We start from the raw sequence: 13,231 nt of genomic DNA, 5'->3' as shown, positions 1-13,231 counted from the left end.
TTTATATAAAGATATGTACACGTTTTCAAATAGACTAAAGATTTTTGCTGGTATCTTAATTGTTTTAGGACTTTTAGGGGTAACCTATGGTTTTATGAGTTCTCATAAAACATTAGACCAAGTAAAAGAAATGTTAGCGGCAGAAGCAAGTCATGGAGGTCATGGCGACTCTCATCAAACAGAAGAGCATGTTGTTAAAGGAGGTAATGACCATTCAGACAATGCACATGATACAAACTCGCATGGAGCACTAGAAGATGCTGGACATCACTTAAGTACAGATGCTCATCACGGTGACGAGCATGCAAAACATGTTCAACATCAGATACATAACAGACCATGGTCAGCATTATATGTGGCTGCATTTTTCTTTATGATGATAGCATTAGGTGTATTAGCATTTTATGCAATTCAATTTGCAGCACAAGCAGGTTGGTCTCCTTTATTATTTAGAGTAATGGAAGGTATTACGTATTACCTTTTACCTGGTGCAATAATTGTTCTAGCTATTGCAATGATGGCAGGAGATCATATTTTTGTTTGGATGAATCCAGACATGGTTAATCCAGAAAGCGAACACTTTGACAAATTAGTAGCAGGAAAATCTGGTTGGCTTAATTCTACAGGATTCTTAATTAGAGGTATTATTTTTATAGCAGGTTGGAGTATATACCGATTCTTTGCTCGTAAATTCTCTTTAGCTCAAGATGAAGCAGCAGCTGGAGATAACTCTAATTTCAAAAAATCATTCCGTATTGCAGCTGGATTTTTAGTATTCTTTATTTATACTGAATCTATGATGTCTTGGGACTGGATTATGAGTGTTGATCCTCATTGGTTCTCTACATTATTTGGATGGTATGTATTTGCAAGCATGTTTGTAAGTGGTATTACTGTAATAGCATTAATTACAATTTACTTAAAATCTAAAGGTTTATTACCACAAGTAAATGATAGTCACATTCATGATTTAGCAAAATTCATGTTCGGTATAAGTATTTTCTGGACTTATTTATGGTTCTCTCAATTTATGTTAATCTGGTACTCAAACATTCCAGAAGAGGTAACATACTTTGTAACTAGAATAGAAGATTATAAATTACCATTCTTTGGTATGGTAGCAATGAATTTTATTTTCCCACTATTATTATTAATGAACAGTGATTACAAACGTATTCCTTGGTTTGTAGTAATGGCAGGAGTAGTAATATTAGCAGGTCACTATCTTGATATATTTAATATGATTATGCCTGCAACAGTAGGAGATAGATGGTTTATTGGTGTACCAGAAATAGGTTCAATATTATTATTTGCTGGATTATTCTTATTGTTAGTATTCTATGCAATATCAAAAGCACCTTTAACAGCAAAAGGAAATCCTTTTGTAAAAGAAAGTGAACATTTCCATTATTAATAAAAAAACAAATAAAGAAGAACGACAACAATGACGGCTTTAATATCAATTTTAGTTTTAATATTTATTTTCGTTGCCATTTGGCAAATGGTTAAAATCTTTGATTTGACTCAAACGGGTAAATCTACAGAGAACAACCAAATTGCTAATGATAATGACAACAAAGTAAACGGTTACTTAATGATAGGTTTTTTAATCTTCATTTATGCAATAACTATTGTTTGCATCGCAAAATATGGTGATTTACCGTTACTTTCTAATTCTGCATCAGAGCATGGACCAAGTGTTGATAGATTAATGATAATCTCTTTACTTGTTATCTTCTTTGTTCAAACAGTTACACAATTCTTACTACACTACTTTGCTTTTAAATACAGAGGTCAAAAAGGAAGAAAAGCTTTATTCTTTGCAGATAACAACAAATTAGAAGCTATATGGACAATCATTCCGGTTATAGTTTTAGCAGGTTTAATCATTCAAGGTTTATTTACTTGGACTAGCATCATGAATGTTGATGAAGAAGCAGATCCTATGGTTGTAGAGCTTTATGCACAACAATTTAACTGGAAAGCAAGATATGCTGGAGCAGATAACGCATTAGGTAAAGCTAACGTAAGATTGATTGATTTAGATAAAGCTAATATCTTAGGTGTTGATGAATCTGATCCTAATGCCCAAGATGATGTTATTGTAACAGAATTACACTTACCTGTAGGTAAACCAGTATTATTTAAAATGCGCTCTCAAGACGTACTTCACTCAGCTTATATGCCTCACTTTAGAGCACAAATGAACTGTGTTCCTGGTATGATTACTCAGTTTAGTTTTACTCCAACAAAAACTACTGCTGAAATGAGAGAAGTACCTGAAATTAAAGATAAAGTTGCAAACATTAATAAGATAAGAACTGAAAATAGTAAAGAACTTATTGCTAATGGTGAAGAAGCTTTAGAACCTTACGAGTTTGATTACTTACTTTTATGTAACAAAATTTGTGGTACATCTCACTACAACATGCAAATGAAAATTATTGTAGAAACTCAAGAAGAGTTCGATGCTTGGATGAAAGAACAAAAGCAGTTCAAAAATTCATTAAATTTGTAATTCTAGAAAAAGAAAAATTTTAATTAAAGAAAAGATTATTAGATTATGTCAGCACACGTAGAAGCACATGCACATGACGATCATGGTCATCACCATAAAGAAACATTTATAACTAAATATATATTTAGTCAAGACCATAAAATGATTGCCAAGCAGTATTTAATTACTGGGCTTATAATGGGAATTATTGGAGTTGTAATGTCTTTAATGATGCGTATGCAAATAGCATGGCCTGGAGAACCAAACGCTTTCCTTCAAACCTTTTTAGGTAAATGGGCTCCAGACGGTGTAATGAGCGCAGATATTTACTTAGCTTTAGTAACAATTCATGGTACCATCATGGTATTTTTTGTATTAACTGCAGGTTTAAGTGGTACTTTTAGTAACTTATTAATACCATTACAAATTGGAGCAAGAGATATGGCTTCAGGTTTCTTAAACATGGTATCTTATTGGTTATTCTTTGTGTCTTGTGTAATAATGGTTGCTTCATTTTTTGTTGAAGCTGGACCAGCAGCAGCAGGTTGGACTATTTATCCTCCATTAAGTGCTTTACCTATGGCTCAAGGTGGATCTGGTCTTGGTATGACATTATGGTTAACCTCTATGGCTATTTTTATTGCTTCTTCTGCTTTAGGATCATTAAACTACGTTGTTACAGTATTAAACCTTAGAACAAAAGGTATGTCTATGACTAGATTACCTTTAACAATTTGGACATTCTTCGTAACTGCAATTATTGGTATTGTTTCTTTCCCTGTATTATTATCTGCAGCTTTATTATTAATAATGGATAGAAGTTTTGGAACATCATTCTTCTTATCAGATATATTTATTCAAGGTGAAGTTTTACATTACCAAGGAGGATCTCCTGTATTATTTGAACATTTATTTTGGTTCTTAGGTCACCCAGAAGTTTATATCGTATTATTACCAGCATTAGGTATTACCTCAGAAATTATTGCAACCAACTCACGTAAACCTATATTTGGATATCGTGCTATGATTGCTTCAGTTTTAGCAATTGCATTTTTATCAACAATTGTATGGGGTCACCATATGTTTGTATCAGGTATGAATCCATTCTTAGGTTCAGTATTTACTTTTACAACATTATTAATTGCAATTCCTTCTGCTGTAAAAGCATTTAACTATATTACCACATTGTGGAAAGGTAACTTACAGCTTAATCCAGCAATGTTATTCTCTATAGGTTTAGTTTCTACCTTTATTACAGGTGGTTTAACAGGAATTATTTTAGGAGATAGCGCATTAGATATTAACGTCCACGATACATATTTTGTAGTAGCTCACTTCCACTTAGTAATGGGTATTTCTGCACTTTATGGTTTCTTTGCAGGTGTTTATCACTGGTTCCCTAAAATGTTTGGTAGAATGATGAACAAAAACTTAGGTTACGTTCACTTCTGGATCACTGCAGTTTGTGCTTATGGTGTATTCTTCCCAATGCACTTTATTGGTATGGCAGGATTACCAAGACGTTATTATACAAACAGTGCATTCCCATTATTTGATGATTTATCAAATGTGAACGTTGTTATTACTGTATTTGCTTTAGTAGGTGGAGCTTTCCAAATCGTATTTTTCTATAACTTCTTCTCTAGTATTTTCTACGGAAAGAAAGCAGAACAAAACCCATGGAAGTCTAACACTTTAGAATGGACTACTCCAGTAGAGCATATACACGGTAACTGGCCAGGAGCAATCCCAACTGTACACAGATGGGCTTACGATTATAGTAAACCAGGACATGATGACGACTTTGTTCCTCAAGATGTACCTTTAAAAGAAGGAGAAGAAGAGTTACAACACTAATCATCACTCTAAAATATTTAAAAAGCCTTTCTAAACAGAAAGGCTTTTTCTTTATATTTGCTTTTGTATGAATGAAAACCTAGATCCAACAAACGATAATTTTTCTCCTGAAGAATTTGATATCGAAAAAACTTTAAGACCTCTAAATTTTAGCGATTTTACAGGTCAAGATCAGGTATTAGAAAACCTCCAAATATTTGTACAAGCAGCCAATAAAAGGTCAGAAGCATTAGACCATACGCTTTTTCATGGTCCACCAGGTTTAGGTAAAACGACATTAGCCAATATCTTAGCTAATGAGCTTAATGTTGGTATTAAAGTGACTTCTGGACCAGTTTTAGATAAACCAGGTGATCTTGCAGGACTTCTTACTAACTTAGATGAAAGAGACGTTCTTTTTATAGATGAAATTCATCGTTTAAGTCCAATCGTAGAAGAGTATTTATATTCTGCTATGGAAGACTATAAAATTGATATTATGATTGAGTCTGGACCAAATGCAAGAACCGTTCAAATCAATCTAAATCCGTTTACTTTAGTTGGCGCTACAACGCGTTCAGGATTGCTTACAGCACCTATGCGCGCTCGTTTTGGTATTCAAAGTAGATTACAATATTATAGCACCGAATTATTAACAACAATCATACAACGTAGTGCAGACATTTTAAATGTACCAATTTCTATGGAAGCTGCAATAGAAGTTGCAGGTCGTAGTCGTGGTACACCAAGAATTGCTAATGCATTATTGCGTCGTGTTAGAGACTTTGCTCAAATAAAAGGTAATGGATCTATAGATATCAAAATAGCTAAATATGCTTTAGAAGCACTAAATGTAGATGCTTATGGTTTAGATGAAATGGATAACCGAATCCTTTCTACTATCATCGATAAGTTTAAAGGTGGACCAGTCGGTATAACAACCATTGCTACTGCAGTTAGTGAAAGTTCAGAAACTATTGAAGAAGTTTATGAGCCATTCTTAATTCAGCAAGGTTTTATCATTCGTACGCCACGAGGAAGAGAAGTAACCGAACTAGCCTACAAGCATCTTGGAAAAATAAAAGGACCAACACAAGGTGGTTTGTTTTAAGAAAAGAATAAAATTTATGGAGCAACAAACACATATTCCTGAGGTTTCATTGCTTCAGTTTATAAAACATTCTTTCAAAATTCTTAAAAACCCGTTACCATTTCATCATAGAAATTTTAATAAATATGGTGATGTTTTTAGGCTTAATATTGGCGCAAAAAATCATATTTTCTTTTCCCGTGATGCGCAATTAGCTATTCACGTACTTCAGAAAAATCAAAAAAATTATACAAAGTCAAAAATTCAAACTAAAGATTTAGCAAAATATGTTGGTAAAGGACTATTAACTGCAGAAGGAGATCATTGGAAAACGCAGAGAAAACTTATTCAACCTGCATTTCATAAAAAAAATCTTCAACAGTTATTAGATACGATTCAGTCTGCAATTAATACTGAGTATGATAAAATCGAAACCAACAAACCTATAGATGTCTTTCCTATTTTTAATGATTTAGCGTTTCAAACTGTAGTTAAATCTTTATTTAGTAGTGCCGCAAATGAAGACGAGATAAATAGACTACAACACATTACTGAAGAAGTTCAGAAAATGTTGGTCAAAGAGCTTAGACAACCGTACTTAGGTTGGTGGTTTAAAATAAGTGGTACATTACAAAATCACTTAGATTTAGGGCAAGAGTCTAAAGATATTTTAAAACGAATTGTAAACCAACGCCAACAATCTAATATCAAGTACAACGATTTATTAGATATGTTGTTGTCTGCAAGATACGATGATGGTTCTTCAATGGAAGAGAAGCAGCTGTTAGACGAAATTTTAATACTATTTGTTGCAGGTCATGAAACCACATCAAATGCACTAACATTTACTCTGCAACTATTAGCATTACATCCTGAATGGCAAGACAAGATTTATGTTGAAATAAAAGCGAATGAAGATGAGCAAGACTTGATGAATCTTGTCATGAAATCAAAAATTTGTCAGCAAGTTATAGAAGAATCTATGCGTTTGTATCCGCCAGTTTATTTTATAGATCGCGTAAATATTGAGGATGATAATTTTAAGGATTATCATTTTAAAGCTAATTCAAATTTATTGTTTTCGGTTTTCGAAATTCATCGTCATCCAAAACTTTGGGATCAACCAAATAAGTTTTTACCAGAACGATTTGAAGATGGTGGTAGGCAATTTTCTTCACAATATTTTCCTTTTGGAGCTGGACCAAGAAAATGTATTGGTAATAATTTTGCAATGTTTGAAATGATTATAGCAATAAACGAAATTATAAAACGCTACAAAATCAAACCAGAATTTAAATCTATAGATATTTTGCCTCTTATTACTTTAAAACCAAAAAATGCTATCTTAACATTTGAAGCTAGATAATATTGAATACTAAAACTAAATACACGCAATTAATTAAAACCGAAGCAAAACGTCTCGGTTTTTTGTCGTGCGGAATTAGTAAAGCTCAATTTTTAGATGAAGAAGCGCCACGTTTAGAAAAATGGTTAAATAAGAATATGCATGGTCAAATGTCGTATATGCAAAATCATTTTGATAAGCGTTTAGATCCAACAAAATTAGTAGAAGATTCTAAAAGCGTCATTTCGTTATTACTTAATTATTATCCAGAACAAACGCAAACAGAAGACAGTTATAAACTATCAAAATACGCTTACGGTACAGATTATCATTTTGTAATAAAAGATAAATTAAAGCAACTTCTAGCATTTGTAAATGAAGAAATAGGAGAAGTCTATGGTCGTGCTTTTGTAGATTCTGCACCAGTTTTAGATAAAGCTTGGGCAGCAAAAAGCGGATTAGGTTGGATAGGTAAACATAGTAACCTATTAAGCCAAAAAACGGGCAGCTTTTATTTTATTGCAGAATTAATTATAGATTTAGAGTTAGATTACGATAACCCAACAACTGACCATTGTGGGACATGTACAGCTTGTATAGACGCGTGCCCAACACAAGCAATTGTAGAACCTTATGTGGTAGACGGAAGTAAATGCATTAGCTATTTTACTATCGAGTTAAAAGACGAATTACCGTCTAATATGAAAGACAAATTTGACGATTGGATGTTTGGATGTGATGTGTGTCAAGATGTTTGTCCATGGAATAGGTTTAGTAAACCTCATAATGAACCATTATTTAATCCGCATCCAGAATTGTTATCAATGACTAAAAATGATTGGCAAGATATTACTAAAGATGTCTTTAATAAACTATTTAAAAAATCAGCGGTAAAACGTACAAAATTTTCTGGTTTACAAAGAAATATTAACTTTTTAAAATAGGTTTAGTAGAGTTTCTAACTATTAAATCTGTATCTAGTACAACCTTTTTATATCTAAATTCCTCATTTTTCTTTTTAGCTTTAATTTCTTTATATAAAACTTTAAAAGCTTCTTTGCCCATTTTAAATCCTGGTTGATTTATGGTTGTTAGAGAAGGAGATACAACTGTAGACATAAACCAATTACTAAATCCAACTATAGAAATATCTTCAGGAACTTTTATATTCATTTCATTAAAAGCAGTAATTGCTCCGATAGCAACTAAATCTGTATTTACAAAAATACCATCAACATTTTTATGTTCTTCAACTAATTTTTTTGCATAATATTTCCCTTCTTCAAAACTAACATCATTTAAAACATAAACTAGTTTAGAATCGTAAGGTATGTTAAAATCTTCTAGTGCTTTTTTGTATCCTAAAAATCTATCAATTGAGTTTTGAGGTAGCAATGGACCTCTAAAATGGGCAATTTTTTTACAACCAATTTCAATTAAATACTTTGTAGCTTCATAAGCAGCTTTTCTATCATCAATAATTACCTTCGAGCAGTCAATAATTTTTGCAATTTTATCAAACATAACTAAAGGTGTATCATTATCTATAACCTCTTTAAAATGATCAAATTTAGAAGTGCCATTTGCTATAGAAACTAAAATTCCATCCACTCTTTTGTTTTGTAATAGCTCTAGTTGTTTCTTCTCTAACTCATAAGACTCATTAGACTGTAAGATTATAACTAAATACCCTTTTTTTTCTGCCTGAGCAATAATACCCTTAATAACACTAGAGAAAAAATGATGTACAATTTCAGGAACTATTAACCCAATAGTTTTAGACTCTTTAGTTCTTAAATTTACTGCAAAAGAGTTTGGTTTATAATTCATCTCTTTAGCAGTTTTAAGAATAAGCTTTTTGGTTTCAGGATTTACATCAGCGTAATCTTTTAAAGCTTTAGATACAGTAGATACAGAAACATTAATTTTTTCTGCAATTTCCTTTAAAGTAGTTGGCATTTTATATGTTTTTGTAAAAGTAACTAAAATTTACGAAAACGTTTTTGTTATTTTCGAAAACGTTTTCGTTTAGAAATTTATATTTTTATTAAGATCTAGTTATAAATTTGACAACAAACAACTAATAATTTTGAATATTTAAAACTCATTGCATGATGAACACGATTAAAACAAAATGCTTTTTAGCAGTTTCTTTTTTCTTTTCATTATCGTTTGTATTGGCTCAATCAACGATAAAAGGAAAAGTTAAAGACCTTAGCGGTACACCAATACCAGGTGTTAATGTAATTTTAGATGGAACAACCAAAGGATCTCAAACAGATTTTGAAGGTAATTACACGATTTCTAACGTAGAAAATGGTACTTACATTGTAAAGGCGTCATATTTAGGGTATGCATCCCAATCTAAAAATGTTTCAGTTAATAATGCAGATGTAACATTAAATTTTGATTTAGAAGAAGATACAGAATCTTTAGATGAAATTATTATAACAGGTGTTACTAATCCTAGATCAAAAATTGAATCTAGTGTATCTGTAACAAGTATGAAGCCTAAGGTTATTGCTCAGTCAGCGCCTCGTACAACTGCAGAAATTTTTAGAACGATACCAGGTATTAGATCTGAATCTTCTGGAGGAGAAGGTAACTCCAATATTGCTGTTCGTGGTGTACCAATTTCTTCAGGTGGATCAAAATATGTCCAACTACAAGAAGATGGATTACCAGTGTTGTTATTTGGTGATATTTCTTTTGGAACCGCAGATATTTTTACAAGATTTGATTCTAATGTAGCGCGTATAGAAGCAATAAGAGGTGGATCTGCATCTACATTAACATCAAATGGACCAGGTGGAATTATAAACATCATTAGTAAAACCGGAAAAACAGAAGGTGGTAACTTAGCAACAACAGTTGGGTTAGATTATAATTCTTTTAGAGCAGATTTTGATTATGGTACTAAAGTAGGAGAAGACTTATACTTGCATACAGGTGGTTTTTATCGTGTAGGAGAAGGTGTGAGAGAGACAGGTTTTACGGCTAATAATGGAGGACAATTAAAATTAAGTTTAACAAAAGAATTTGAAAAAGGTCAAATTAGAGTTTATGCTAAATATTTAAATGATAAAGCTGCAGCTTACTTACCAATGCCAATGAAGGTAACAGGAACAAATAGTAATCCAGATTGGAGTAATGCACCTAATTTTGATGCAACAACAGGATCTTTACACTCGTCAAATTTATTACAAACAGTAGGTTTAGGTGCAGATGGACAGTTAAGAAGAGGAGATGTAAGAGACGGTATGCATCCTAAATCTACATCTGTAGGTATGGAAGCAAAATTTGATATAGGTGAAGGTTGGAAAATTAAAAACAACGCAAGATTTTCTGCAAATAGCGGAAGCTTTGTGTCTCCATTTCCAGCAGAAGTTGCTTCAGCATCTTCAATAGCAGATAGTTTTGGAGCAGGATCAACATTACAATTTGTAGATGGAACAGCAGTCCCTACAAACAGTTTAGTAGCTAGAATACATATGTTTGATGTAGAGTTAAACAACTTTAACAACTTTATGAATGATTTTAAACTTCAAAAATCTTTTGAAGGTGTAGATTTAACTGTTGGTTACTTTAAATCTTTACAAAATGTGTCAATGTCTTGGTTATGGAATTCTTACTTACAAGAAGTTAATGATGATAACGCAAGATTAATAAATGCATTTGACGCATCAAATAATCCATTAAGCGAAAACGGATTGTATGCTTACGGAGTTCCGTTTTGGGGTAACTGTTGTACAAGAAACTACGATACACAATATAATGTTTCTGCACCATATGCTAACGTAACAGTAGAAGCTACAGATCAATTAACTTTTGATGCAAGTGCAAGGTATGATAAAGGTAGAGTAGATGGTTCTTTTGCAGGCGCAGTAACAACTCAATTTGATGTTAATAATGATGGAGTTATTTCTGTACCAGAACAAAGCGTAGCTGCAATAGATAATGCTAATGTAACACCAGTAGATTATGATTACGATTATTTTTCATACTCAATAGGAGCAAACTTCAAGATTAAAGAAAACCAAGCAGTTTTTGCAAGATATAGTAAAGGTGCTTCAGCAAAAGCAGATAGAATTTTATTTTCTGGATTAAACTATACAGACGGAGATAGAATAAACGCTTTAGACTTTATTAGACAAGCAGAATTAGGTTTTAAACAAGGATTTAAAAACGGAGCTTTGTATGCAACTTTCTTTATGGCTAATACAGCCGAGGAAGGCGGTTTTGAGGCCTCTACAAATAGTATCATAGAAAATGATTATAAATCTAAGGGATTAGAAGTGGAAGGTTTTTACAACTTTAATAACTTTAACTTACGCGGTGCTGTAACTTACACAGATGCAGAAGTAGACTCTGGTGCTAACGAGGGTAACACACCAAGAAGACAACCAGATTTTATTTATAACATAATGCCATCTTATAACTTTGGTCAAACAAAACAAAACTCTATAGGATTAAGCTTTACTGGTCAAACAGAAGCTTATGCACAGGATAATAACGAGTTAGTAATGCCAGGATTTGTTATAGTAAGTGGTTTTGCTAACGTTAAGATTACAGATTCACTTTTTGCTAACATTTCTGCTAACAATATTTTTGATAGTATTGGTGTAACAGAGGTAGAAGAAGGAAGCATTGTAGAAAATCAAGACAACTATGTTAGAGCTAGACCTTTACCAGGAAGATCTATGACACTTGGTTTACAATATAAATTTTAAAATTTATTTGATTTGATTGATGAAAATAGGTTGGTATTTAAAAAAAGTATCAGCCTATTTTAAATAAAGCTTACTGTGAAAACAATAATTCTAAATACTTTTTTTTCATTAATATTTCTTTTCAATACAAGTGTAATTGAAGATCAAAACCAATTTGAAAATAATAATATTCAAGATGTAATAATAGTTTATGGAAGTGATACTTGCCATTACTGTTTGGATACAAAAACATTTTTAAATAAAAACAATATTAAGTATACGTACTATGATATTGATAAAAATGAAAAAGCATTAAATGAAATGCTTAATAAACTAAGAGCAAAAAAATAAGTGTTTCAGATTTAAAGATACCGGTAATAGATAAAAACGGAAACATCTTTACAAATAACATTAAGTTTGAAGATTTTTTAAATAAGATAAAAGAATAAACGTAATGCTAAAAAAACCAAAATTAAGTTTCTGGCAAATACTAAATATGAATGTTGGGTTTTTCGGAATCCAATACAGTTTTGGTTTACAACAAAGCGCAGTTACACCTATTTACGATTTTCTAGGAGCAAGTCCTGATCAAATCCCAATACTACATTTAGCAGGACCGGTTACAGGTTTAATTGTACAACCATTAGTTGGTGCTTTAAGTGACAAGACTTGGCATCCTAAGTTAGGTAGACGTAAGCCTTTCTTTTTAATAGGAGCAATATTATGTAGTATAGCTTTGTTAGCTTTTCCGTTTAGTAGTTCATTATGGATGGCTGCTGGTTTGTTATGGATTTTAGACGCAGGTAACAATACTGCTATGGAGCCCTACCGTGCTTTGATTGCAGATAAATTAAGCGAAGAGCAACAACCACTTGGTTTTCAAATGCAAAGCTTTTTTACAGGATTTGGACAGACATTAGCTAATTTATCTTTATTTATTTTTCCTTTAATTATAGTTGGTACCACAGGTTCATTACCTTCATGGGTATATGCATCTTTCTTTTTAGGATCTATATGTTCTATCGGATCTATTTTGTGGAGTATGAGTAAGACTAAAGAAGATCCACCAACAAAAGAAGAATTAGAGTTAATAAGAAGCAATGATAAAGGAATTTTTCATCCGTTATTAGAGATAATAGAAGCTATCAAAGATATGCCAAAAGTAATGTGGCAATTAGCTTTAGTATATCTATTTCAGTGGTATGCATTATTTTGTTATTGGCAAAATTCTTCAAAAAGTGTAGCGCTTTCTGTGTGGAATGCTACACCAAGTTCTAATCCAGATGCATATGCAGAAGCAGTTGGTTGGACAGGATTAATTAACGGTTGGTATAATATTATCACATTTTTAGTTGCTTTTGGTTTAGTATATCTAACAAAAAAAATAAAACCAAAACATGTACATGCTATCTGTTTACTTGTAGCAGCAGTTGGTTTTTTTGCATTTCCAATTATAGAGAATAAAAATTTATTGTTTGTGGCAATAACAGGATTTGGTATTGGCTGGGCAAGTATGATGGGTATTCCTTATTTAATTGTTGTATCGGACATACCAAAAGAAAGATACGGAGTTTATATGGGAATTATCAATATGATGATAGTTATACCAATGATTATTCAAACATTGTCGTTTGGATACATACTTAAACACTTTTTAGGTAATGATCCAAGAAACGCAATAACTTTTGCAGCAGTACTATTGGTTATCAGTGCTGCGCTAACATTAATTATTAAAACAAAAAATAAAGCTTAAT

The 13,231-nt window shown here is 32.0% G+C and carries 10 protein-coding genes; 9 read left to right on the top strand and 1 reads right to left on the bottom strand.

Annotated elements, in window-relative coordinates:
- The first annotated feature begins 13 nt into the window (after window positions 1-13).
- From H574_RS0104710 to queG, 6 genes are all read left to right on the top strand, one after another.
- Complete coding sequence (locus H574_RS0104710) at window positions 14-1,414, top strand: hypothetical protein (protein WP_027879457.1); 1,401 nt, start codon at window positions 14-16, stop codon at window positions 1,412-1,414.
- Between the two features lie 30 nt (window positions 1,415-1,444).
- On the top strand, window positions 1,445-2,518 hold the full coding sequence (locus tag H574_RS0104705; RefSeq protein ID WP_027879456.1) for a cytochrome c oxidase subunit II: 1,074 nt from the start codon (window positions 1,445-1,447) through the stop codon (window positions 2,516-2,518).
- Window positions 2,519-2,563: 45 nt separating this feature from the next.
- Window positions 2,564-4,354: a cytochrome c oxidase subunit I gene (locus H574_RS0104700; protein WP_027879455.1), complete on the top strand. Its 1,791-nt coding sequence runs from the start codon at window positions 2,564-2,566 to the stop codon at window positions 4,352-4,354.
- Window positions 4,355-4,421: 67 nt separating this feature from the next.
- On the top strand, window positions 4,422-5,444 hold the full coding sequence (gene ruvB / locus H574_RS0104695) for a Holliday junction branch migration DNA helicase RuvB (protein WP_027879454.1): 1,023 nt from the start codon (window positions 4,422-4,424) through the stop codon (window positions 5,442-5,444).
- A 16-nt stretch (window positions 5,445-5,460) separates the two neighbouring features.
- Window positions 5,461-6,789 carry a cytochrome P450 gene (locus H574_RS0104690; RefSeq protein ID WP_027879453.1) on the top strand — a complete coding sequence of 443 codons (1,329 nt, stop codon included), beginning with the start codon at window positions 5,461-5,463 and terminating at the stop codon, window positions 6,787-6,789.
- A gap of 2 nt (window positions 6,790-6,791) precedes the next feature.
- Window positions 6,792-7,712, top strand: a complete 921-nt coding sequence (queG, locus tag H574_RS0104685) for a tRNA epoxyqueuosine(34) reductase QueG (RefSeq protein WP_027879452.1) — start codon at window positions 6,792-6,794, stop codon at window positions 7,710-7,712.
- Here the strand turns inward: queG and H574_RS0104680 are convergent.
- Window positions 7,696-8,727, bottom strand: coding sequence for a LacI family DNA-binding transcriptional regulator (locus H574_RS0104680; protein ID WP_027879451.1), 1,032 nt, complete (start codon window positions 8,725-8,727; stop codon window positions 7,696-7,698). The genes queG and H574_RS0104680 overlap by 17 nt on opposite strands.
- A 155-nt stretch (window positions 8,728-8,882) precedes the next feature.
- On the opposite strand from H574_RS0104680, the gene H574_RS0104675 reads away from it, so the two are divergent.
- From H574_RS0104675 to H574_RS0104665, 3 genes are all read left to right on the top strand, one after another.
- Window positions 8,883-11,498 carry a TonB-dependent receptor gene (locus H574_RS0104675; protein ID WP_051169827.1) on the top strand — a complete coding sequence of 872 codons (2,616 nt, stop codon included), beginning with the start codon at window positions 8,883-8,885 and terminating at the stop codon, window positions 11,496-11,498.
- A 75-nt stretch (window positions 11,499-11,573) separates the two neighbouring features.
- Window positions 11,574-11,828, top strand: coding sequence for a glutaredoxin family protein (locus H574_RS13955; RefSeq protein WP_036227102.1), 255 nt, complete (start codon window positions 11,574-11,576; stop codon window positions 11,826-11,828).
- Window positions 11,829-11,931: 103 nt separating this feature from the next.
- Window positions 11,932-13,230: an MFS transporter gene (locus tag H574_RS0104665; RefSeq protein WP_027879449.1), complete on the top strand. Its 1,299-nt coding sequence runs from the start codon at window positions 11,932-11,934 to the stop codon at window positions 13,228-13,230.
- Window position 13,231: the final 1 nt, after the last annotated feature.

It is taken from the genome of Mesoflavibacter zeaxanthinifaciens DSM 18436 (genome assembly GCF_000422365.1).
Taxonomy (GTDB): domain Bacteria; phylum Bacteroidota; class Bacteroidia; order Flavobacteriales; family Flavobacteriaceae; genus Mesoflavibacter; species Mesoflavibacter zeaxanthinifaciens.
This window is presented reverse-complemented; position numbering and strand designations above follow the sequence as displayed.

Excerpts from the sequence above, each read along its gene's own strand:
- H574_RS0104710 (WP_027879457.1), top strand. The coding sequence starts at position 14 with ATGTACACGTTTTCAAATAGACTAAAGATTTTTGCTGGTATCTTAATT.
- H574_RS0104700 (WP_027879455.1), top strand. The coding sequence starts at position 2,564 with ATGTCAGCACACGTAGAAGCACATGCACATGACGATCATGGTCATCAC.
- H574_RS0104675 (WP_051169827.1), top strand. The coding sequence starts at position 8,883 with ATGAACACGATTAAAACAAAATGCTTTTTAGCAGTTTCTTTTTTCTTT.
- ruvB (WP_027879454.1), top strand. The coding sequence starts at position 4,422 with ATGAATGAAAACCTAGATCCAACAAACGATAATTTTTCTCCTGAAGAA.
- H574_RS0104665 (WP_027879449.1), top strand. The coding sequence starts at position 11,932 with ATGCTAAAAAAACCAAAATTAAGTTTCTGGCAAATACTAAATATGAAT.
- H574_RS0104690 (WP_027879453.1), top strand. The coding sequence starts at position 5,461 with ATGGAGCAACAAACACATATTCCTGAGGTTTCATTGCTTCAGTTTATA.
- H574_RS0104680 (WP_027879451.1), bottom strand. The coding sequence starts at position 8,727 with ATGCCAACTACTTTAAAGGAAATTGCAGAAAAAATTAATGTTTCTGTA.
- H574_RS0104705 (WP_027879456.1), top strand. The coding sequence starts at position 1,445 with ATGACGGCTTTAATATCAATTTTAGTTTTAATATTTATTTTCGTTGCC.